Here is a 22,956-nt window from a genome sequence, read left to right on the forward strand (position 1 = left end):
GTGGCGCCTAAACGCCGAAAAGTCCCCGGCGCCTTTATGCCGAAAACGGTTTGGCTCCTTAGCGGCGAAAGTTCACACCTGCCTTGGAAGACAATGCGCTCAGCTTGTCCAGCATCATGTTCGCCAGCTCAGGCCGCGTTACCAATCCGAGCTGACCGCGCAAGGGTTCCACGGTGTTCCGTAGGCCATCCCAAATTTGCTGAGGTGTTGCCGTGGGAGTGATGACGGAATCCGCTCCTGCCGAAAGGTTGCCGTTGGCGGTCTCCTTGAGGCGCGTAAGCTGCACCTGGGCAAAGTCAGAGCGGACCTGCTCAGCCGTATGTACAACGTTCTTCGCGACTTGCTCAATGATGGCGGGGTCGGTGAGCCCTGCGGTGTGCTGTGCTACCTGCTCATGCAGGAATTGCTCAGGGTCGAATCCATCCTGCTGCTTGTGCTCGGCGTAGGCTGAGAGAATGTCATTCTGGACTTGGCTCCCAATCTTGAGACCAACCGAACTGCGATAGCCAGCAGCGAAAGCCTCCGAGAATGCAGGGTCCACCTTGTAGCTGTCAGCAGGGGGCGGGACCTTGATGCCGCCTGTCTGCGCATCAGTGAGGCCAGCATCGGAGAGCTCGCCCTGGGCAGTGCCCGCCTTGAATGCTGCCGAGGCGTTCTCCTGATTACGGAGTTGAGCGTATTGGGAGAGCGCGGGATTGAAAGCCTTCAGGCCATCGACCAAGCCCATAAGCGTGGCATCGGGCTGCCCTCCACCGGAATAGGTGTCAATGGTCCGCTCTTGCGGTTGGTAGGTTACCTGCAGGCCGCTAGGAGCTGCTTGGCCCCGTGGGGAAATTTGCTGCGTGTCGTTAGGGGGCATGGTGGTCGGTGAATAAAATGGAACCGGGCGAATATGGACGTGGCGACACCCGCCCGATGAAGGAGCGTCACGAATGGAAAAGGACTAACGGGAAATGCGAGGGTGGCCTTATGACCGCTGAGGGTTGCCAGTAAAGGCGCTCAGGGGATTGGCACAGGGCCAAACTGAGTTTTCAAATAGGGATAGCGCGGGAGAATCCCGAAAAAACAGGTGTGCTCACGCATACACGAAAACAGTTCAGCCAGAATCGGCTACCTGCTATAGGTAGGTTATAGGTTGAAATTCGACCGCCGGAAGCGGCTAGCAAGGGGATTACTGCGGCGACGCGATGGGCAGTCTTTATCCGATAGTGAGGGTTTAGACGCATAAAATCCCGCACGGCCTTATCAGGAAAGACATTGCGGGAAGTCGGAAGCACAAAGCAAAAAGCGCCAACCGATGACCGGAAGGCGCTTCTATTGGGGACTGCGGGGAGCTTAGGAAAGGTGGAATCCGAGGAAGCCACCGAAGCTCTCAAACCCGTAGTCAGGATGTACCCAGGTGAGCTCTCGACGCATGATGCGGAGGTAGAAGGACTTCTGAAACCACTCGATGCTGAGATGCTTGGTGGTTATGCTGAATTCGAACATGGCTTAACTCGCTAAGTTATGGTGCGCCCGATGCGCTACCGTTCAAACAGAATACCCCCAATGGGGTTATGCGTCAACAAGTTTCTTCGTTGGGTGTTCGCCTAGCTTCAGCAGGAGGAGTTCCCAAGCGGCCAGCGGCATCGCCCTATGGTCCACCGTGCCCTCCGCAGCACTCCACTTGTGCCAGGCGTTGAGGCTTACATGGACCATAGCTGCGGCTTCGCTACGGGTCACGTTATGGCGGCGGATGAGTTCCCTGAGTTGCTCCGGGGTTGGTTGGGTAATCTCGGTCATCTATCAATGCGCAAAAAGGAAGAAGGCCGAAGTTTACGCTGCGCGGTAAACCGCTGTCACGCCCTACTGTTCAATACGTGAGTGTATGGCTACACTCCTCGGACAAGAACGAAACAATAGAGGCCAAAATGAAGATGACTCGGGGGTTGCTTCTGACATCGCTTGCCGTTGCAGTTGCGGGATGTGCCAACGAATCCGGAGCCCGCATGGGCTTGTTTTCAGCAACAGCACCAGTCATTGCCATGCTGCATGATGACCTGTTCACCGGGACGGCAACCGGCTACATGGACCGGACTGGCACAATCGAGATGGCGTCGACCGTCAACGAATCGCTTAGGTGCATGGGCTCTTTCCGCTACACAGGTGCGAAGATTGGCGTTGGCCATGTCACCTGCAATGACGGCACCATATCTGATGTCCAGTTCAACGGGCTCTCCGCGCTGAGCGGGTATGGCATCGGAAGCACCTCGCGAGGCGCACTCACGTTTACCTTCGGTCTGACGCCAGAGGAAGCTACCAAGTACCTATCACTCCCCAAGGGCAAGGCCATCGAGAAGAAAGACAACAAGCTCAAGATTGTGTAGGTCCCAGAAAAGAAAAGGGCTAGGATGGTTAGTCCCGGCCCTCTCTCGTTACGCGCCTGCTGCCTTCTCTCTCAGCCGCATGACAGTCTGCCTGCTGGTTTTGAATTCCCTAGCCAATGCCGCCACCGCTTCACCGCTAGCAAGCCTCTTGGCTAGTTCCTGCTGTTGGACCATTGTGAGGGCTGAAGGCCTGCCTAAAGTTTTCCCTTCGGCCTTGGCCCGTATGAGCCCTGCGTTGGTCCGCTCGATGAGAAGGTCCCGCTCGAACTCTGCTACTGCATTGAGCACACCCATCGTCATCTTCCCTGCAGGGCTGGTGAGGTCCACGCCCCCCAAGGCCAAGCAATGAACCCGCACTCCGAGCTCGGTAAGAGCCTCGACCGTGGACCGTACATCCATCGCATTGCGGCCCAGGCGGTCTAACTTAGTCACCACTAGGATGTCTCCCGACTCCATGCGGTCCACCAGCTTGGAGAAGCCTGGCCGCTCGGAGGCAGCTACTGAGCCGCTAATGGACTCCTCGATGAGGCGCTTCGGTTCGATGGAGAAACCGGCCCGCTCAATCTCCAAGCGTTGGTTCTCAGTGGTCTGCTCCGTGGTGGAGACTCGGCAATAGGCGAAGACTCGGGACATGTGGACACCTGTTCGAAAAGGATGTCCGAATCATAAAGACTGTCCGAATGGTTTACAAGCTATTTTTCGGACAGCCCTTTCAGCCCTGTACGGAATCGGTCAATTTCGTACCAACCGATTGTCGAATGGCTTCTACCGTGAGAGCCCCCCTAGTCTCAATAAGGAGGAGGGTCAACCGAAGCGCACGAAACTGTTCCGCAAAAGCTAGGAGGATCATTAGCCCGCCCGCTCCTGTCAAGGCATACCCCAGCACGTAGCCAGCCGTTGGCACGCCGAGTCGGTCCGCGAACGTGGTGATGATAGATGCGGTCCCGAGCGCAGGAACTCCAATCGCAGCCAACCAAAGCGCGGTCAGTTGGTGCCCGTTGCGGTCTGACAGAGCAAAAGGAATTTGATGACGAAATTCGAGAAGCTCTTCCACCTGAGCAGTTCTTTTCGCGCGCGCTGCTTTGGCCCTCTGAGAACGAGCGGTAGCGAGCCGCGATGTTGCGTAGTCAAGCGCGCGGATTGCAAACGTCCCTGCTACACCCACGAGTACCCCGACGAAAACCACGCTGAACCACCACTCGCCTCATGACACTGATTGGTAAATCTTTTCCATACGTGATCACTCATCGAAAACAGACGCGCGATAGTTTAGAGCATGCGGAGGGCTTGCGGCACTGCTAGAGGCGCGCCCGGCTTGGTCGCGGGTATCCACGGGTACCACTGACGCGCATCCAGGTCGCACGCTGGGAATTGAGGGGGCCACGGGGGGGAAGTGCGGCCCAAACCTATATCAGATAACTGCTCGGAATTTTTAGCCAGAATCTTCGAGGCATAGCAACGGTAATGGAGTTACCAATGAAACATCGGTCACAGCAAAAATCACCCCTACCCCGAACATACGTAATCGCGCTACTCCAGTACTGCACTGCAAAGAGCCTTCAATTCGCGTTGCGCAACATCAGGGAGGCGCTCGTAAAAATCGGGGAAATCGAGAAAGCTTATTAGCTTCTCAACGTCTTTGGAGAGAAACCCGTCAGGTAAGTAAGCCTCCAAAGCCCCTTGTTTCAGGATGAATATATTCTCGACCCGCTTCTCCGCTAAGAATTGATCGAAAAGCGCCTGCTCATTGTCGTCCAGCCTGTCTTTCAGCATCACTCGCTTAGACTTTATATACGCCCATGTATCCTTTGCCTCGCCCCAATTCCCCGAAGCCATAGCAGCTTCGATGGCATTCACAAGTGCCTCCCCGTCCTTACTCTTTATATTATCTATTACGTCTTTTTTTACCTCTCTCACGTCAAGCTTAAATAGTTTTTTAACTTTCTCGGTGCCAACTTGGTCGATATAGTCTCGGTCGGCTATAAGACAATGCGGAACCACACAAGCTGAAAGGACTTTCTTATAAGAGTCAAAATATCCCTTACCTCCTACCGCTACAACCTCTATCGCCTGTGCTCTTTTATCCTTCGGCATAAAACGGGCAAACAACTTTCGAAAGAATAGCCTATCGGATATACCCTCGACCAATACAACCTTGTCCGCGAAGAAAAGAGATTCATTGTTATGGCTATTGATAATCGAAAACAAAAGACGCGCATCAGGTAGGGTAGTATCTCGAAGTCGAATGATCTTACTGCACCCTTCCTGCATCACCACCCGTGATACCATCGTAATGGTCTCCGGTGAAACAAAGGTGGGGGAGTGTGTAGCCAAAAGGAACTTATTCCCTGTTTCTTTGGAAAGCAACTCGAAAAGCTCCATCAAAATCTTCTGCCACCTTGGATGGAGGTGAAGCTCTGGTTCATCGATAAAAACAACAGCATCGCGGACGTTCAATCCATAGATGGCGAAAAGATAAGTCAGCAACGCCTTCTCGCCAGACGACGCATTGTTAACCAAGAACTCTCTGCTTTCCTTTTTCAGAACAATCGAATATTGATTTTGATTTGGGTTCGTACATTGGAGTCTCCATGTGTAACCAATTCGGGTCAACATCGAATCCAACATGCGAAGCTCTGGAGTTTGCAATATAGCTTGCATCGCATCTGCTCCTACCGTCTCTAGCAACGCACGATAACGTTGAGCGATACGTCCGAGAGCGAGGTGAGTGTACGCACCTGCGCTTCCCGAATGGGTCGCATCTACCTGCTTTTTGATTTCCGCCTCGCTAAAGTTCATAAGGCTAATGTCTGGCGTAAATCCGCTATTAGAACGAACAGCCGGAAAAAGAAGCATTGGCATGGGCAACGTCTCGCCATCTGATTCAGCCAACAGGTGAGCTATCCAATCAAAGTTTGAAAGATAATCAAAGTAGACATTTTCAGCCGCGCCGTTCAAAGCTTGTATATTTCCGTTTCTCACCACGAAATTAATAACGCGCCCAACGGGCGGATGTCCTTCCGACCAACGCTCGACACTTGGAAGGCTGACGCCGTTATATCGGTATTCCAAGAAACGTGAGAGAACGTCGCGCTTCTTGGCGATTCGCTCCATGTTTTGAACGTCTTGTTGCGTGACCTGTATCTCGAAAGTTATTACTTGGTCTCTGTTCGCAAGGTCGGTATGCTTGTGAAGCTGAGTATGATTGATTTGGTCGTTCCGCTGAAAACGAAAGCGCATGGGCCGCCCAGGTTCTCGCGAATCCTCTGGCGCTACCCACGATACGAAAATGTGCCGCCTCAATGATACAAATATGGCGTCCAACAGGTTCGTCTTCCCGCTGCCGTTCGGTCCGATGATAATCGAAATGTCGCCGTCTAAGCGAAGAACCTGCTCATCGGCGAAGCTTCTAACATTCTCGACGCGCACACTTAGTAGTTTCATATTTGGCTCTATCTGCTCAATTGAAAATGCCGAATCGACCGCTATTCGATTAGTATCGGAGAGGCGTTAACGCAACTCAGGGAGGCCGTCGAAGGAAATCCTTCTCATCGCTGCCGCCTTAGCATTCAACGGCACCACTCCATACGTGCCCCCCACGCTGCCGTCCGTGTGCCCCGTAATCCCGTACTGGGTCCCCGTAGGAACCTCTGCGGCCCTGCATGCGGTGGCGAATCCGTGTCTGAACGAGTGGAAGGTCTTCCGCTCATCGGTGATCCCTACAGCCCTCTTCCACTTTCCGAACCACTTCGAGAAGTTATTGGTCAGCTTTCCATCGCTTGCCCGGTAGAGAAGCGGGAAGACCATGCCGCCCGGAGGCAGTGACTGCACGTATTCGAGAAAGCCTAAGCGCAGCAGCTCGGCATGGATGGGGACCTCACGGACTGACGGAGCGTTCTTCACGCTCTTGTCCGCTTCGTTGTTGATGTCGATGAACCAGATACCGTCCCGCTGCTTGATGTCGGCGACATGCAACTGGCCAATTTCTTCGAGCCGCGCACCCGTAAAGAGGCCCACAAGGGGAATCCAGTAAGCAGCGATGCCCCCAGCTTGCCTACCCCCCGGTAACACCTTCGAGACGAAAAGAGGCTGAGAGAACATCAGCCTTAGGTCCTCCGCTTCAAATTGCACGCGGGACTTCTGGCGGTTCTTCGGCATCGAGACCTTCACGCCCTTAAGCGGGTTGCTGTCGATGCGGGAGTTGTCCTCTGCGAGATTGAAGACGGCGCGGATGAAGCCCAGCTTCTTCTCTACCGTAGCCGCGCTGACCTTGGTCAACAGCTCGTCTTTATAGGCAACTGCGACCGCCTTCGTCACAGCCTTCGCGCGGCTTTGGCGAGTGATGCCCTTGAACTCCTCGAAGGCTGAACGAACTGACTGACGCGTCTTCCCATTGCCCCCTCGCTCAGCCTCCCATGCCTCCAGAAGGGAATCTAGGGTTGCGCCCAGGTCTTCCTCCTCAAGCCCTGCATGTACCTCGCGGCCAAGTTCCCTGAGCTCCGAAGGCACGGCTGGCGAGTCCACCCGGTGGCCTTGGTTCCTCTTCTGCTGCCCCTCTAGGGCTTGCATGTACTCGGTCAGGAAAGTGCGGCGGAGCTTTTGATACTCGTCGCTGTCACGATTCGCTATAACGTTGTGTTCGCGCATCCACGTATCGAGCTGCGCATCAATGAGGTGACTGTCCCCGATGGCATAAGCCTTTCGTGCGGCGGCGAGGGCCTTGTCGATATTCGAGCTCCAGCCGTCGAAGATTTCCGTTGGAGTAGGCTCTGGCCCAATCCGCAGAGAGGAGACGCCAAGGGCTCGTGCCACCTCGCTCTTTGCAAAGCCTTCGGTTCTCACATGGTCATCAAGCTGGAGAATGGCTGCATGGATGCCGCTCGCGAGTGTGCTAGCTAGCGCGTCAGCGTTAAGCGGAGTGAGATACGTAACGCCCCGTGGCTGTTTAGCATGGCGCAGCGCTGCGAACTCTTGCTCATAGCGGGCAGCATGCTCCACGGCTAAGCGGTTCGCTTCCGTGAGGTCACAGGTGCGGAGGGAAAAAGAGAACTCGCCCGAGGGCTTGCGGTAGTGGTCGCGCAAGTCCAAGGGGATTTTCATGCGGAAATGAAAGACCAAGCTTCCCGGTCTTTGCCTCACATACGGACATTTCTTCACTGGCTTCATGGCTCCCAAATGATACGCCATTCGGTACGCCCGGTGGTACAGTGCAGAAATGGTGAAGCCCTTGAATCGACTGGTTTCCCAGCAAAATCAAGGGCTTCATACAACGCTGGCGGAGACGGAGGGATTCGAACCCTCGATCCAGTTTTTAGCCAGATGCTCCCTTAGCAGGGGAGTGCCTTCGACCTCTCGGCCACGTCTCCCAAACTTTTCGTTGCACCGGGAGTACAGTGCAACGAGATCGAGATAATAGCCTGTTCAGCCGCAGCGGTCAAATTCGCATGACGATTTTTTCCAATCGATCAAATTCGAATCTCGCCGACAGCCGAACCGCAACAGTGCCCAAGGTACGAAGCCGCCCGGCCGGCCGGTCAGGCGCTCAGCCGCGATCCAGCTCGAACGCCTTGTGCAGCGCGCGAACCGCGAGCTCGGTGTACTTCTCGTCGATCAGCACGGAGATCTTGATTTCCGAAGTCGAGATCATCTGGATGTTGATGCCCTCTTCCGACAACGTGCGGAACATCGTGCTCGCAATGCCCACGTGCGAACGCATGCCGACGCCCACGACCGACACCTTCGACACCTTCGGATCACCCAGCACTGTCTCCGCGTTCACGTGGCCCTTCACCTGGCCGTTCAGGATCTCCAGCGCGCGTTGGTAATCGCCGCGGCCCACCGTGAACGTGAAGTCGGTCTTACCGTTCACGCTCTGGTTCTGAATGATCATGTCGATGTCGATGTTCGCATCGGCCACCGGACCGAGAATCTGATACGCGACGCCCGGCTTGTCGGGCACGCCCATGACCGCGATGCGCGCTTCGTCGCGCTGGAACGCGATGCCGGAGATAACTGCCTTTTCCATGTTCTCGTCTTCTTCAAAAGTAATCAGGGTGCCCGAGTGCATCTCGGCCTCGAGCGGCATGAGCGGATCGGTCAGGCTGGACAGCACCCGCGTCTTCACCTGGTACTTGCCGGCGAATTCCACCGAGCGGATCTGCAGGACCTTCGAGCCCAGGCTCGCCATTTCCAGCATTTCCTCGAAGGTCACGCGATCCAGCCGGCGCGCCTCTTCGACGACGCGCGGGTCGGTCGTGTAGACGCCGTCGACGTCGGTATAGATCAGGCACTCGTCGGCCTTCAGCGCCGCCGCGATCGCGACCGCCGACGTGTCCGACCCGCCGCGCCCGAGCGTGGCGATATGACCTTCCGGATCGACGCCCTGAAAGCCCGTGATGACCACGACCTTGCCCGCGTCGAGATCTTTCAGCACGCGCTCGCCGTCGATTTCGCTGATGCGCGCCTTCGTGAACGCGCTGTCCGTCTTGATGGGCACCTGCCAGCCGGCATAGCTCACGGCGTCGAGGCCTTCGGCGTGCAGCGCGATGGCGAGAAGTCCCACGCTCACCTGCTCGCCCGTGGAGGCAATCATGTCGAGTTCGCGCGGGTCCGGATTCGCCGTGATGTCTTTTGCAAGACCGAGCAGGCGGTTGGTTTCGCCGGACATCGCCGAGGGCACGACGACCATTCGGTGGCCGGCCTTGTGCCATTTGGCGACGCGCTTGGCGACGTTCTTGATGCGCTCGACCGAGCCCATCGAAGTGCCGCCGTATTTGTGTACGATGAGTGCCATTGTCGTTTTGAACTGGAGGGAAAACCGCGCTGACGCGCTCGATGCGTGCTGCTCGTGTTGCTATGGCGTTGCGCTCGACGGCTTCGGGGATAGGGAAAGCCAGCAACGATACGCGGGTGCCGCCGCATGCCCGCCCGGGAGTGGCACTCGTAGAGTGACTTGTGCGCGCAAGGGCGCAAGCGGCGCATCACGGGCGAAATTCGCGTCTTTTGAACGGAGATGCCGCGCAAAGCGCGTGGCGGGCAAACGAGTTACGGTACCCGAACGAGGCCGAAATTTCAAGATTGGGCGGCGAAGCGCGCTATTTTACCGCCTTCGCAGCCCGCTCCGTGGCGGACCTCAGGCCAGCAGCAAATCCGGCCGCCAGACGATGCGGCGCAACGGCGCATTCGCCGTCTCCGGCGCCACTTCGCGATTCACGCCGACGAGCGGCACGAAAAGAAGCGCATCGCGGATGAAAAGCAGCGGCACGTCGCGCTTCCACGCCGGCACGCCGCGCTCCTGAAACAGGTTCTTGAGCGTGCGGCTCGGCGCATCGGCGAAAAGGCGCATGCGCTCGCCTCCGGCACGCGAACGCGCGACGATCGGCGCCGCGCGCAACAAGCCCTCCGCGACGACATCGACACCGGGCAACGCGGCCGGCTCGAACACGAACGAGCCGCGCCACTGCGGCAGCCGCCAGACTTCATCGCCCTGCCAGTGCAATTCGCTTGGCGCCTTCGGCACCGCCGCGCCCTGATCGAAGTCGGGCGCATCCGCGCTGTCGCCGCTCTCCCAGAAGAGCGCGTTGCGATACACGCGCAGACACCGCCCCGCGTGATCGACGCGCAGCGCATGACCGTCGCGCGCGTTCGCCGCATGCCGGAGCTGGCGCAGCATATCCGCGACGCGCGCCGTCGATGCAGCCGGCAAGTCGCGCGTGCGCATCCAGTAGCGCAGCACGTTCACGGCGCGTTCGTCGTCGAGCGCGAGCAGCGCGTCGAGTGCGAGCGCGCCCTCCTCTTCGCTCTGCGCGGTGTCCATGTCGAGACGCGCCAGATCGTCGAGCAGCCGCTGCGCCGATGCCGCGTGCGACGCCGTGCGCGCGAGCGCATCGCGAAAGCCGGGGAAATGCACGGCGAGCACCGGCAGCACGTCGTGGCGCAGCGCGTTGCGCGCGTAGCGGGTATCGGCGTTCGATTCGTCGTCGATCCAGCTCAAGTCGCGCTCGTGCGCGTACTGCTCCAGTTGCGCCCGCAAGAGCCGCAAGAGCGGTCGCAGGCGCGGCACGTTCGCGCCGTCGAGCCGCTGCGGCGCCATCGCGGCGAGACCGGCGACGCCCGCGCCGCGCAGCAATTGCAGCAGCACGGTCTCCGCCTGATCGTCGGCGTGATGCGCGATCAGGAGCGCCGCCGCGCCGTGCGCGTCGCAGAGTTCGTCGAGCGCGCGATAACGCGCATCGCGCGCGGCGGCTTCGAGGCTCTCGCCGCCCGCGCGCATGACGTCGACATGGCGCGCCGCGTAACGCACGCCGAGCGATGCCGCGAACGACTGGCAGTGCGCGGCCCAGGCATCGGCGTTCGGACTCAAGCCGTGATGCACATGGAACGCGACGACGCGCGCCGCGCCGAACACGCGCACGGCGGCATCGAGCAAAACGGTGGAATCGAGGCCGCCGCTCAATGCGACGGCGAGCAGCGAATCAGCGGCGAGTCCGGCATCGGCCACTGCCGCGCGGACCGCCTCGAGCACGAGGCGGCCGGCCGTGGTTTCGCTGTCGGATGTCACGAGAATCGTGAGGAGAAGGAAGAAGGAAGGACGAAACGTCAGGACGGCGCGATCATGCGCCGGGCATCGATTCCTTGAACTTGCCGTAGGCCATGATCTTGTCGAAGCGGCGATCGCGCAAGTCTTGCATGCTCATGCCCTGGAACTGACGCAGCGAATCGGCGAGCGCGCGGCGCAGCAGCGCGGCCATGCCCTTCGGATCGCGGTGCGCGCCGCCGAGCGGCTCGTTCACGATCTTGTCGATGAGTCCCAGCGCCTTCAGCCGATGCGCTGTCAAACCGAGCGCCTCGGCCGCTTCGGGCGCCTTCGCCGCGCTCTTCCACAGGATGGACGCGCAGCCTTCCGGCGAGATGACCGAATAAGTGGAGAACTGCAGCATCATCACGGTGTCGGCGACGGCAATGGCCAGCGCGCCGCCCGAGCCGCCTTCGCCGATGATCGTCGTGATGATCGGCGTCTTCAGTTCGGCCATGACGAACAGATTGCGGCCGATGGCTTCGGACTGCCCGCGCTCTTCCGCGCCGATGCCCGGATACGCGCCGGGCGTATCGACGAACGTGAAGATCGGCATACTGAACTTTTCGGCGAGGCGCATGAGGCGCTCGGCCTTGCGATAGCCTTCCGGACGCGGCATGCCGAAGTTGCGCAGCGCGCGCTCCTTCGTGTCGCGGCCCTTCTGATGGCCGATCACCATGCACGGCTGCCCGTTGAAACGCGCGAAGCCACCGACGATAGCGAGGTCGTCCGCGAAAGAGCGATCGCCATGCAGTTCGTGGAAGTCGGTGAACAGTTCGCTCACATAGTCGAGCGTGTACGGACGCTGCGGATGACGCGCGATTTGCGACACCTGCCACGGCGACAGGTTGGCGTACAAATCCTTGGTGAGCTGCTGGCTCTTCTTCGACAGCCGCTCGATTTCTTCCGAGATGTCGACAGCGGAATCGTCCTGAACGAAGCGGAGTTCTTCGATCTTCGCTTCGAGTTCAGCGATCGGCTGCTCGAAATCCAGAAACGTGGTCTTCATGTGTTCGAGTCCTTGAACAACGGGCAGGGGCGCAAGGGCGTCTATTCTAACCGCCTCCGTCCCTGTTAAAAACGCGCGGGAACTATCAATTATAAATCAACGATAGCCCGGCAAATGCGCTTGCGAATCAGTGGTCTGCGGGAATCGGGTTCAGGCTGCGCCACATGTACCACGTCGCGACGGTTCGCCACGGCTCCCAGTTCGCCGCGACTTCGCGCGCTTCGCTGCGCGTGACCGGCTCGCCGCTGAAGTAATTCACGCTGATCGCCTGAATGAGGCCGAGGTCGTCGAGCGGCAGCACGTTCGGGCGCGACAGGTTGAAGATCAGGAACATCTCCGCCGTCCATCGGCCGATGCCGCGAATCTGCGTGAGCTCGGCGATCACGGCTTCGTCGTCCATCGACGCCCATGTATCGACGTGCAGCGCGCCCGAGACGAAGTGCTGCGCGAGATCCAGGATGTACTCGGTCTTGCGCTTCGAGAGGCCGCACGCTTGCAGCTTCTCCGCGCCGAGCGCGATGAAATCCGCCGGCAAGATGGTCGGACACGCGGTTTTCACGCGCTCCCAGATGGCTTGCGCGGCCTTCACCGAAATCTGCTGTCCGGCAACCGAACGCGCGAGCGTCGAGAACGGATCGCCCAGATTGACGAGGTGCATCTGCCCGAACTTCGGGATCAGCTTCTTGAGAATGCGGTCGCGCTTCATGAGATCGGCGCAGGCTTTGTCCCAGTAATCGGGACGCTCGATCTCGCGCGTGAGACCGCCCACTTGCGCGGGCACGGCGGCATCGGCCGTGACCACGCGCGACTTGCGGACGACTTCGCCCGGCTCCTTGTCCGCGACGAGCGATTGCGCGTTCGCCGCATCGCTCGCGGATGCGCGGCCGTTGCCCTTCGTTCGCGGCGCGGGCGCGATGTCAGCCTTCGACGTCCGCGCCGAGACATCCTCGCCATTGACGCGGCGCGCGCCGTTCACGTGCGCGCCTGCCGTGTCCTTCGATGCCCGCTTGAGCGCGGTCTTGCGCGGCGCTGCGGTCGAGGCACCAGCGGTCTGCAAAGCGGTCTGCGTGCTTGCGTTCAATTGCGCACCGCGCGTCCGCTTCGTTGCGGGCGACGCAGCACTTCCTGACGCGGGTCGCTTGACCGGCGTCTTCCTGGCCGTTGCCATCTTGCCTCCTGCCTGGCGAGTCGATCAGAGGGTTCGAAGGTGCGCGTTCAAACGCGACGCCATTCGGTCGACCCACCCGGTTTGTCTTCAAGCGCAATCCCGGCTTCGAGCAACTGGGCGCGAATCCGGTCTGCTTCGGCATAGTTCTTCGCCTGCTTCGCGGCGATGCGCTCGGCGATTCTGGCTTCGATCTCTTGCGGCGAAAGGCCTTCTGCCGCAGCGGTGCCGCCTGCTTGCTGCAGGAAGGCGCGCGGCTCGCGGCCGAAGAAACCGAGCACCTGGCCCAGGCCCTTCAGCTGGCGCGCGAGCGCGGCATCGCGCGTGCGGTTGACTTCACTTGCGAGATCGAACAGCACGGACACGGCCACCGGCGTGTTGAAGTCGTCGTTCATCGCAGACTGGAAACGCTGCGCGTTCGCCTCGTCCCAGTCAAGTTGCTGATTGTCCGGCTCGACATCCTTCAACGCCGTATATAGACGCGTCAGTGCGTTCCTTGCATCGTCGAGATGCACGTCGCTGTAGTTCAGCGGCGACCGATAGTGTGCCCGCGCAATAAAGAAGCGCACCACTTCGGCATCGAATTTTTCGAGCACTTCGCGAATCGTGAAGAAGTTGCCGAGCGACTTCGACATCTTCTCGCTGTCGATCTGCACGAAGCCGTTATGCATCCAGTAGTTCACGAAGGTCTGGCCGGTCGCGCCTTCGCTTTGCGCGATCTCGTTCTCGTGATGCGGGAACTGCAAGTCCTGACCGCCGCCGTGAATGTCGAAATGCTCGCCGAGCAGTTTGCAGGCCATGGCCGAACATTCGATATGCCAGCCCGGACGGCCGCGTCCCCACTTCGAGTCCCAGCCCGAGTCCGCGGGCTCGCCCTGCTTCGCGCGCTTCCACAGCACGAAGTCGAGCGGATCTTCCTTTGCATCGTTGGCCGCGACGCGCTCGCCCGCGCGCAGGTCTTCGAGCGACTTGCCCGAGAGCTTGCCGTAGCCCGCGAACTTGCGCACCGCGTAGTTCACGTCGCCGTCTGTCGCGTGATACGCGTAGCCGTTGGCCTCCAACGCATCGATCATGCCGAGCATCTGCGGGATGAAGTCGGTGGCGCGCGGCTCCAGGTCCGGACGCGCGACGCCGAGGGCATCGGCGTCTTCGTGCATCGCCGCGATGAAGCGCTGCGTGAGCGACTTGATCGGCTCGTTGTTCTCGACCGCGCGGCGGATGATCTTGTCGTCGATGTCCGTGATGTTGCGCACGTACGTGACCTTGTAGCCGAGCGTGCGCAGCCACCGTTGCACGAGATCGAACACCACCATCACGCGCGCATGGCCGACATGACAATAGTCATAGACCGTCATTCCGCAGACGTACATGCGTACCTCGCCGGGGCGAAGCGGCGTGAAGGGTTGCTTGTCACGCGCGAGCGTGTTGTAGATGCGCAGCGAATTCATAGAGGACAGTGCGTGAGCCGGAACCAACCGTGCGTGGAGTCGCAAACGGCGTGCTCGATATTGCGGGGCGAAGAAGACGCACACGCGAGCGCGAACACGACGGTCATGCGACCAGGACGGAGACGGCCACGAGTGGCGAAGACAGTCCGATGTCGGCAGCGCGTGAGCACGAGCGTATGTCGTGTGCAAGACGCGTGCGCGGAACGCCCGGACCTTTTGTTAGAATGGGTCGGAGTATAACACCCGGATTTGAGCCCATGAAACCTCCAGGCGGCCGCACGGCGGGCAATGTGACGCGTGCTTCGTGCTTCGCTCTCGGCCCCGCCGTTCATGGTGTTTCGCGTGTCGCCCGGCAGTCGCTTCGCGGGTCGTTCGCAGCCCGCGCTCCGCTATCTCGGCTATCTTCGGTTTCTTCCCGCCTCATTCCTTGACCCATATTCAAGTGACCCACGCCCAAGCGCGCATGCCTTTGCAATTCTCTCGCCGGCCCGCTGCCGATCGCTTCCTTTTCCAATTCCGCTCACGCTTTGCCGCGACGCTTGCGCGCACCGCCGCTGTCGCCGTCTTCGGGGTTGCCGCATGCTTCGGCTGGTCGAACGCGGCGCTCGCGCAGGTATCGACGGCCACGGCGGACGATACGCCGCAGATCGACGCCGCCATCGCCGGCAAGGACTGGAACGCCGCGCTCACGCAACTGGACGCGCGCCTGGCCACGCATCCGCGCGACGTGCAGGCCAAGTTCAAGCGCGCGACGGTGCTCGCGCGTCTGAATCGCGACGACGAAGCCATCACCGCGTTCACCGAACTCACGCAGGCCTACCCCGAGTTGCCCGAGCCGTACAACAATCTCGCCGCGCTGTACGCGAAGAAAGGCCGCTACGAAGATGCGCGCGTCGCGCTGGAAACGGCCGTCAAAGCGAATCCCGGCTATGCCCTCGCCTACGACAATCTCGGCGATCTGTATCTGCGGCTCGCGAGCGAATCGTACAAGCGCGCGCAGTCGCTCGGCTCGACGAGCCCGCTCACGCGCCAGCGCGTGACCGCCATCCAGAACATCATCACGCCGCCGCCGAGAAAGCGCGGAGCGGCTGCGGCTTCGGGCGCGCAGGCGGCGTCGGCGCCGCGCGCGGCATCGGATCTGTGGACGCCCGCGCCGGGCTCCAACGTCACGACGATGCCCTCGCCCGACAGCTATTCGCCGTTCGGCGGCCCGAGCGGCCCGCTGCCCACGTCGCCCTACGTCGCGCCCAACGGCCAGCCGTAAGCAGGAGAACCCGCGCGCGCAGGCGGTAAGCTGCCGTCCTGCGCCGCGCGATTGCACGACGCTTTGCATACATCAATCGAGGATTGGACCTTCATGAAATTGCTGATGTTGGCGCTGTCCGGCGCCGCCCTGATTGCGACAGCCCCCGCCTTCGCTCAGAGCGCGCAGGCCGCGCATCCGAACGTGCTCTTCAAGACGTCGCAAGGCGACATCCGCGTCGAGCTGTATCCCGAGAAGGCGCCGAAGACGGTCGAGAACTTTCTCGCCTACGTGAAGTCCGGTCAATACAGCGGCACGATCTTTCATCGCGTGATTCCCGGCTTCATGATTCAGGGCGGCGGCTATAGCACGAGCTTTGCTGAGAAGCCCACGCGCGCGCCGATTCCGCTCGAAAGCCGCAACGGCCTGAAGAACGCGACCGGCACCATCGCGATGGCGCGCACGAGCGATCCGAATTCGGCAACGGCGCAGTTCTTCATCAATACGGTCGATAATGCCGGCCTCGACTATCCGAACCCGGACGGCAACGGCTATGCCGTGTTCGGCAAGGTGGTGTCGGGCATGGATGTCGTGAAGAAGATCGAAGGCAGCCCGACCACCACGCGCGGGCCGATGGCCGACGTGCCGCAGAAGCCGACCGTCATCGAGTCGGCCACCGTGGTGTCCCAGTAACACGAACACTCGCGGCGGCGCGCGATGGTCGCGCGCCGCGCATCGCGCTCATTCAACACACCGGAGAAAGAACATGGTCGAACTGCATACGAACCACGGCGTCATCAAGCTCGAACTCGACGCGGAAAAAGCGCCGAAGACCGTTGAGAACTTCCTCAACTACGTGAAGAAGGGCCACTACGACAACACGGTGTTCCATCGCGTGATCGACGGCTTCATGATTCAGGGCGGCGGCTTCGAGCCGGGCATGAAGCAGAAGCCGACCGACGCGCCGATCCAGAACGAAGCCAACAACGGCCTCACGAACGACACCGGCACGGTCGCGATGGCGCGCACCAACGACCCGCATTCGGCCACGGCGCAGTTCTTCATCAACGTGAAGGACAACGACTTCCTGAACCACTCGTCGCCGACGCCGCAAGGCTGGGGCTACACCGTGTTCGGCCGCGTCGTCGAAGGGCTGGATGTCGTCGAGAAGATCAAGAAGGTCAAGACGGGCTCGAAGGGCTTCCACCAGGACGTGCCGGTCGATGACGTGATCATCGAGAAGGCCGTGGTGGTCTGATCGTTCATCGCATGATCGATACAAAGTCTTTCGGTCACGAATCGAAACACGAAGCAGCGGGCAGCGCGCACGTCGCGCGCCCGCTGTTTTTCATTTCGGACCTGCACTTGAGCGAGGCGATACCGAAGACGGTCACCGCGTTCGAACATTTCATCGAAGTCACGGCCAGCGAGGCGGACTCCGTTTTCATTCTCGGCGACCTGTTCGAGTTCTGGGTCGGCGACGACGTGCTCGATCCCGCCGTGGAGCACGAGCGCGCACGCTTCGCGCGGCGCATGACCAAGCTCATGCACACGCTGTCGGAGCGCGGCATCGGCCTATATGTGATGCACGGCAATCGAGACTTTCTGCTGGGCAAACGTTTCATGCGCGAAGCCGGCGCCATGCTGCTGCCCGATCCGTATGCGATGACCGCATTCGGCACGCGCATCGTGCTCGCGCACGGCGACGCGCTGTGCACCGCCGATCGCGCGTATCAGCACTTTCGACGCTTCGCGCGCAACCGCTACGCGCAGCGCGCCTTTCTCGCGCTGCCGCTCGGCGCGCGGCTCGCCATCGGCGAGCGCATGCGAGGCAAAAGCGAAGGCGCGCGTATGCACGGCGCATCGGCGAAATACGACGTGACGCGCAAGGCCGTGTCGGAGCTCTTCATCCGAAGCCGCACGCATACGCTGATTCACGGCCATACGCACCGTCCCGCGATGCATCGCGAAGTCGAAGGCGTGCGCTGGGTGCTGCCCGATTGGGAACTGGATATCGACGCGCCGCGCGGCGGCTATCTACGTCTCGATGCCGGCGGCGTGCGCGCGCTGCCGCTATAAGTGACGTTCGGCGCTGCGCGCTTCGCCTTCGATCACTTTCGAGAGGCGCTTCAAGTCGAGCAGCGCCGCGCCGTCCACGCCGTGCAGCGCCTCGACGCGCGCGCCGAGCCGCTCCAGCGCCGCGACGATCTCGTCGGTGCGCTGCGCCTGCGTCGATGCGTGATCGATCAGGCCGTGAATGGCGAGCGACACGGGATCGTCCGCATTCGGCGTGATGCCGTACGCGCAGAATGCGGCGCTCGCGTTCTCGCGGGCATCGGGCTTCTTCGCGACCGCCGGCATCACCACGCGCGCCGGATTGCCCACCGCCGTGCCGCCCGCCGGCACCGGCTTCACGACGACCGCGTTCGAACCGATCTTCGCCTGAGCGCCGACGGTGAAGCTGCCGAGCACCTTCGCGCCCGCGCCGACGATCACGCCTTGCTCGAGCGTCGGATGCCGCTTCGCGCCGCGCGAGAGCGACGTGCCGCCGAGCGTCACGCCCTGATAGATGGTGCAGTCGTCGCCGACGATAGCCGTCTCGCCGATCACCACGCCCATGCCGTGATCGATGAACACGCGCCGCCCGAGCGTCGCGCCCGGATGAATCTCGATGCCGGTCAGAAAACGCGCGATCTGCGAGACGAAGCGCCCGAGCCAGCGCCAGCCGCGGTTCCAGCAGCCGTGCGCGAAACGATGCAGCAAGATGGCATGCAGGCCCGGATAACACGTGACGACTTCAAAGACGCTGCGAGCGGCGGGATCGCGCTCACGAATGGCGGCGATGTCTTCGCGAAATCGGTCGAACATGGCGGTGGTCTCGGTCGGGGGAAGGATGGCGCTGGATCGCGCTGGGTCGCACTGTGTCGGGCTTTGCTCTGCTTTGCTGGAAAAGCGCAAAGCTTATGACGGCGCGCCGTTTCTTGCCGATTGTAGGACGAGCGCGCCGCCGTTGCAGGACGCGCCCGAAGCCCCCGATGACAACGCGGTCGCGCTCACGGCTTACCACGCAGAAGAATATGCTTTGCAATGCCTCGAAGAATGTTCACTTCCTCACGTTCGAGACCGGCTCGTGCAAAAAGACGCCGCACGCGCGACATCAGCTTCTTCGGATTGGCCGGATCGAGGAACGAAAGCGCGACCAATGCCTCTTCGAGGTGCGCGTACATGCCTTCGATTTCATCGCTCGGTGCAAGCTGCACCACGGTTTCGCCGGGCGTCGCAACGGGCGCGGCCTGATGAAACGCGAGCCGCAGTTCGTAGGCAAGCACCTGAACCGCCTGCGCGAGATTGAGCGAGCTGTACGCGGGGTTCGCGGGAATATGCGCGAGCGCGCTGCATCGCTCGACATCCGCGTTGGAAAGCCCGCTGCGCTCGTTGCCGAAGACGAGCGCAATGTCGCCGTGATGCGTGAGCTCGCGCGCGCGCTCGCCCACGACACGCGGCGGCATGTGCGGCGGCCCGTACTCGCGCGTGCGGGCGGTCAGCGCGACGGACCAGTGCACGCCGACGAGCGCATCCGCGAGCGTATCGACGACATGCGCACACGCGAGCACGTCGTCCGCGCCGCTCGCCATCGCGATGGCTTCGGGGTCGTTCTTCACGTCGGCCACGCGCGGCGCGACCAGCACGAGGCGCGCGAAGCCCATCGTCTTGAGCGCGCGGGCCGCGGCGCCCACATTGCCCGGATGACTCGGCTCGACGAGGATGAATCGCGTGGACGTGAAGCCACCGGCGGGGAGAGAAAGATCGTTGGATTCCAAGGCGCGGTTCGTGCTCTGAGTTGTGGATGAGTTGAAGAATAAGTGCCGGGAGTAACCCGCTATGTTATCGCCGATTGACCCGGTCGGCCGCCCTCGCTGCGCCCGGCCGCATTCGGGTAAAATGGCCCCTTCGCGCTTCGTGAACGTCTGCGAGCGCCCCGCTCTTATTCAATTCGTCTTTCGTCGACCTTAGTCGTTGTCGCCAACTGCTTGCAACCCATCGCCCGCGCACGTGAGTGCAACGCGCGGCGGTCAAAGGATTTCGCTCATGCATCCGATGCTCAACATCGCTGTCAAGGCCGCGCGCCGCGCCGGACAGATCATCAACCGCGCGTCGCTGGACCTGGACCGCCTCCTCGTCAGCAAGAAGCAGCACAACGACTTCGTGACGGAAGTCGACAAGGCGTCGGAAGCGGCCATCATCGAGACGCTGCACACCGCCTATCCCGATCATTCGATTCTCGCGGAAGAGTCCGGCCAGGACGATCGCGAGTCCGACTATCAGTGGATCATCGATCCGCTCGACGGCACCACCAACTTCATCCACGGCTTCCAGTACTACTGCGTCTCGATCGCGCTCGCGCACAAGGGCACGGTCACGCAAGCCGTCGTCTACGATCCGACGCGCAACGATCTCTTCACCGCCTCGCGCGGCGGCGGCGCGTATCTGAACGAGCGGCGCATTCGCGTCGGCAAGCTGGACCGCCTGTCCGATGCGCTCATCGGCACGGGCTTTCCGTTTCGCGACGGCCAGGGCCTGAACGCCTACACGCGCCTTTTCAGCGAAATGACGATGTCGTGCGCCGGTCTTCGTCGTCCGGGCGCTGCGGCCCTCGATCTGGCGAACGTCGCGGCCGGACGCCTCGACGGCTTCTTCGAGCAGGGCATTCATCCGTGGGACGTCGCCGCAGGCAGCCTGATCGTGACCGAAGCGGGCGGGCTCGTCGGCAACTACACGGGCGAATCCGACTTCCTGTTTCAGAACGAGATCGTCGCCGCGAACCCGAAGGTGTACGCGCAGATGGTCAAAATTCTCGACATGTATTCGCGCACGCGTCTGACCGGCGAATAAGCCGGCGCACGGGAAACAATCGCAATCGCTTTGCCGGAGCGCGCGCCGCCGCGCTCCGTTTCCATTGGCCTGACGGGCGCGCCGCGTGCTCTGCAACGAAAGTCGCGCTCGGCTAGAGTGCAATCTTTTGCTTCGGCGTTCAGCGGGGCGCGCTTTCTCCCCTTCCCTTTCAGTTTCCGTTCACGGCGCCACGCGCCCCGGTCGCCCGCACCCATGAAAAAAGGCTTCTATACGATCATCGCCGCGCAGTTCGTCTCGTCGCTGGCGGACAACGCGCTTCTGATCGCCGCCATCGCGATGCTCGCCGTCGTGCGCTCCGCGCCGTGGGTCACGCCGCTCTTGCAGATCTTCTTCACCGTTTCGTACGTGGTGCTCGCGCCTTTCGTCGGCGCATTCGCCGATGCCATGCAAAAGCGCCACGTCATGTTCATCTCGAACGCGCTCAAGGCCGGCGGCTGCGCGTTGATGATCGCGGGCGTGCATCCGATGATTGCGTACGGCGTGGTCGGCCTCGGCGCGGCCGCGTACTCGCCGGCCAAGTACGGCATCCTCACCGAACTGCTGCCGCCGCAGAAGCTGATCGCGGCCAACGCGTGGCTCGAATCGGCGACGGTCGGCTCGACCATCATCGGCACCGTCATCGGCGGCGCGCTCGTGAGTCAGGTCGTCGAACGCTGGGTGTCGCAGGCGCATGTGCCGCTCGTGACCAGCGCCGCACACGCGGCGATGTTCGCCGTCATGCTGATCTACGCATCGGCGGCCGTCATCAACGCGTTCATCCCCGACACGGGCGCGCGCTATCCGAATCTGCTGACGCAGCCGACGCGCCTCGTGCACGACTTTTCGCGCTGCTTCAAGGTCTTGTGGAGCGACAAGCTCGCGCAGATCGCGCTCTGGGTCACGACGCTCCTGTGGGGCGCGGCCGTCACGCTGCAATTGCTCGTGCTGAAGTGGGCCGATGCGAACCTCGGCTTGTCGCTTTCGAAGGCGGCGGTTCTGCAAGGCATCACGGGTGTCGGCATTGCGCTCGGCGCGGCAGCCGCGTCCGCGTGGATCGCGCTGCGGCAGTCGCTGAAGGTGCTGCCGGTCGGCGTGCTGATCGGCGCGGTGGCGATCGCGATGGCGTTCTACAACAAGGACCTCTTTCCGGCGGGCGCGGGTGTACACGTCGGTCCGTTCTTCGCGCCGGCCTACATTCTGATGGCGTATCCGCTGATGATCGCGCTCGGCGGCCTGTCGGGCTTTTTCATCGTGCCGATGAACGCGATACTGCAACATCGCGGCGCGACGCTGCTTTCGGCGGGCCATTCGATCGCCGTGCAGAATTTCAACCAGAACCTCGCCGTGCTCGCAATGCTCGGCGCCTATGCGCTCCTCCTGACGGAGAAGATGCCGGTGCAGTGGATCATCGTCGTGTTCGGCGTCTTCGTCTGCGGGATGATGGCGCTCGCGATGCGCCGCCATAACCGCAACGAACGCGAAGTGGATCTGGGCGCGCTCGTCGAGGAATGAAGCTTGCTTGTCCGTTGAATCCGGCTGCACGCGTCGGCGTCTGAACAGGTAGGAAACGTCGGCGCACGGTTTGAGTCGTAACAGCAGGGAACGCGCATCAGCGCAAGAGGCCGCGCGGGCCGGATCACGCAATTACAGTTCGCGCGCAGCCATTCTCCGGCACGTCAAATAAAGGAGCAATGAAATGGGACTGTTTTCACGTTCGACGCTCGACAGCAAGATCAATGGCGCAGCCGATGTCGGCCAGCGCGCCGTGCGCGGTGCGGGCGATGTCGTCGATTCGGCGACCGACCAGCTGCGCAGCCTGCTCGACGATCTTGAAAGCTCGCTTCAGGGCGCGAAGGATATCGACGCCGACCGCCTGCGCAAGCAACTGCAATCGAAGCTGAAGTTCGCGCGCTCGCAAATGGACGGCGCGAGCTCGGCCATCACCGACAAGCTCGGCGATGCAGCGGGCTACGCCGACGACTTCGTCCATGACAAGCCGTGGCATACGCTCGGCGCGGTGGCGGGCCTCGCGCTGCTCGTCGGCTTTCTGGCGGGACGCTCCTAAAGCATCGCGCCTGCTTTGCCTGTGACACCGGGGCCGCCGCAGGGTGGCCCCGCTTGTTTTTGCGTCGCCCGTCGTGCGGCCTATGCCTTTCGGCCGCCTCCGTCGTCTGATCACGACGGGTTAAACTCTTGCACTATCGGCTGAATCGCGGCTGAACGCGCGTTGCGTTCGGCCCGTTGGCTCTTACCGCAC

The 22,956-nt window shown here is 61.4% G+C and carries 19 protein-coding genes and 1 tRNA gene; 8 read left to right on the plus strand and 12 right to left on the minus strand.

All coding sequences use genetic code 11. The features are described from left to right. Nucleotides 1-58 precede the first annotated feature (58 nt). The gene (locus tag NCR35_RS10120) at nt 59-859 is read right to left on the minus strand and encodes a hypothetical protein (RefSeq protein WP_250534259.1); all 801 of its coding nucleotides are present in this window, start codon (nt 857-859) and stop codon (nt 59-61) included. A 1,051-nt stretch (nt 860-1,910) separates the two neighbouring features. Here NCR35_RS10120 and NCR35_RS10125 point away from each other — a divergent pair. Further along, complete coding sequence (locus NCR35_RS10125; protein ID WP_250534260.1) at nt 1,911-2,366, plus strand: hypothetical protein; 456 nt, start codon at nt 1,911-1,913, stop codon at nt 2,364-2,366. Between the two features lie 48 nt (nt 2,367-2,414). Here NCR35_RS10125 and NCR35_RS10130 read toward each other — a convergent pair whose 3' ends face one another. The 9 genes from NCR35_RS10130 to cysS all read right to left on the minus strand — a co-directional run bounded on the left by NCR35_RS10130 (nt 2,415) and on the right by cysS (nt 14,563). Next, nucleotides 2,415-2,999, minus strand: coding sequence for a recombinase family protein (locus NCR35_RS10130; RefSeq protein ID WP_250534261.1), 585 nt, complete (start codon nt 2,997-2,999; stop codon nt 2,415-2,417). Between the two features lie 897 nt (nt 3,000-3,896). After that, nucleotides 3,897-5,810 carry an ATP-dependent nuclease gene (locus NCR35_RS10135; RefSeq protein ID WP_250534262.1) on the minus strand — a complete coding sequence of 638 codons (1,914 nt, stop codon included), beginning with the start codon at nt 5,808-5,810 and terminating at the stop codon, nt 3,897-3,899. 66 nt (nt 5,811-5,876) lie between these two features. Further along, on the minus strand, nt 5,877-7,532 hold the full coding sequence (locus NCR35_RS10140) for a site-specific integrase (RefSeq protein ID WP_250534263.1): 1,656 nt from the start codon (nt 7,530-7,532) through the stop codon (nt 5,877-5,879). A gap of 107 nt (nt 7,533-7,639) precedes the next feature. Beyond that, a tRNA-Ser gene (locus NCR35_RS10145) sits at nt 7,640-7,732 on the minus strand. Between the two features lie 176 nt (nt 7,733-7,908). Then, nucleotides 7,909-9,159: an aspartate kinase gene (locus NCR35_RS10150; protein WP_175944160.1), complete on the minus strand. Its 1,251-nt coding sequence runs from the start codon at nt 9,157-9,159 to the stop codon at nt 7,909-7,911. Nucleotides 9,160-9,498: 339 nt separating this feature from the next. Next, entirely contained in the window at nt 9,499-10,926 is a 1,428-nt protein-coding gene (gene tilS, locus NCR35_RS10155) for a tRNA lysidine(34) synthetase TilS (RefSeq protein ID WP_250534264.1), read from the minus strand. 52 nt (nt 10,927-10,978) lie between these two features. After that, the gene (locus NCR35_RS10160) at nt 10,979-11,950 is read right to left on the minus strand and encodes an acetyl-CoA carboxylase carboxyltransferase subunit alpha (protein WP_244846761.1); all 972 of its coding nucleotides are present in this window, start codon (nt 11,948-11,950) and stop codon (nt 10,979-10,981) included. 127 nt (nt 11,951-12,077) lie between these two features. Further along, complete coding sequence (locus NCR35_RS10165) at nt 12,078-13,118, minus strand: DNA-3-methyladenine glycosylase family protein (RefSeq protein ID WP_250534265.1); 1,041 nt, start codon at nt 13,116-13,118, stop codon at nt 12,078-12,080. A gap of 47 nt (nt 13,119-13,165) precedes the next feature. Then, the gene (gene cysS, locus NCR35_RS10170; RefSeq protein ID WP_250534266.1) at nt 13,166-14,563 is read right to left on the minus strand and encodes a cysteine--tRNA ligase; all 1,398 of its coding nucleotides are present in this window, start codon (nt 14,561-14,563) and stop codon (nt 13,166-13,168) included. Nucleotides 14,564-15,026: 463 nt separating this feature from the next. Here cysS and NCR35_RS10175 point away from each other — a divergent pair, with 463 nt between their 5' ends. The 4 genes from NCR35_RS10175 to NCR35_RS10190 all read left to right on the plus strand — a co-directional run bounded on the left by NCR35_RS10175 (nt 15,027) and on the right by NCR35_RS10190 (nt 17,885). Then, entirely contained in the window at nt 15,027-15,827 is an 801-nt protein-coding gene (locus tag NCR35_RS10175; RefSeq protein ID WP_250534267.1) for a tetratricopeptide repeat protein, read from the plus strand. A gap of 93 nt (nt 15,828-15,920) precedes the next feature. Then, entirely contained in the window at nt 15,921-16,499 is a 579-nt protein-coding gene (locus tag NCR35_RS10180; protein WP_206466594.1) for a peptidylprolyl isomerase, read from the plus strand. A 73-nt stretch (nt 16,500-16,572) separates the two neighbouring features. Continuing rightward, nucleotides 16,573-17,064, plus strand: coding sequence for a peptidylprolyl isomerase (locus NCR35_RS10185; RefSeq protein WP_244846768.1), 492 nt, complete (start codon nt 16,573-16,575; stop codon nt 17,062-17,064). 11 nt (nt 17,065-17,075) lie between these two features. Next, a complete protein-coding gene (locus NCR35_RS10190; protein ID WP_250534268.1) occupies nt 17,076-17,885 on the plus strand; it encodes a UDP-2,3-diacylglucosamine diphosphatase in 810 nt (269 codons plus the stop codon). Here NCR35_RS10190 and cysE read toward each other — a convergent pair. Both cysE and NCR35_RS10200 read right to left on the minus strand, forming a co-directional pair. After that, nucleotides 17,880-18,674, minus strand: coding sequence for a serine O-acetyltransferase (gene cysE, locus NCR35_RS10195; RefSeq protein ID WP_250534269.1), 795 nt, complete (start codon nt 18,672-18,674; stop codon nt 17,880-17,882). The two genes, NCR35_RS10190 and cysE, sit on opposite strands and share 6 nt — an antisense overlap. 185 nt (nt 18,675-18,859) lie before the next feature. Further along, complete coding sequence (locus tag NCR35_RS10200; protein WP_250534270.1) at nt 18,860-19,627, minus strand: RNA methyltransferase; 768 nt, start codon at nt 19,625-19,627, stop codon at nt 18,860-18,862. Between the two features lie 268 nt (nt 19,628-19,895). On the opposite strand from NCR35_RS10200, the gene NCR35_RS10205 reads away from it, so the two are divergent. The 3 genes from NCR35_RS10205 to NCR35_RS10215 all read left to right on the plus strand — a co-directional run bounded on the left by NCR35_RS10205 (nt 19,896) and on the right by NCR35_RS10215 (nt 22,764). Further along, nucleotides 19,896-20,699, plus strand: coding sequence for an inositol monophosphatase family protein (locus tag NCR35_RS10205; RefSeq protein ID WP_248320082.1), 804 nt, complete (start codon nt 19,896-19,898; stop codon nt 20,697-20,699). 213 nt (nt 20,700-20,912) lie between these two features. Continuing rightward, nucleotides 20,913-22,211: a lysophospholipid transporter LplT gene (lplT, locus tag NCR35_RS10210; protein ID WP_250534271.1), complete on the plus strand. Its 1,299-nt coding sequence runs from the start codon at nt 20,913-20,915 to the stop codon at nt 22,209-22,211. Nucleotides 22,212-22,395: 184 nt separating this feature from the next. Further along, a complete protein-coding gene (locus tag NCR35_RS10215; protein WP_250472605.1) occupies nt 22,396-22,764 on the plus strand; it encodes an ElaB/YgaM/YqjD family protein in 369 nt (122 codons plus the stop codon). The last annotated feature ends 192 nt before the right edge of the window (nt 22,765-22,956 follow it).

This window comes from Caballeronia sp. AZ10_KS36 (assembly GCF_023631105.1).
Lineage (GTDB): Bacteria > Pseudomonadota > Gammaproteobacteria > Burkholderiales > Burkholderiaceae > Caballeronia.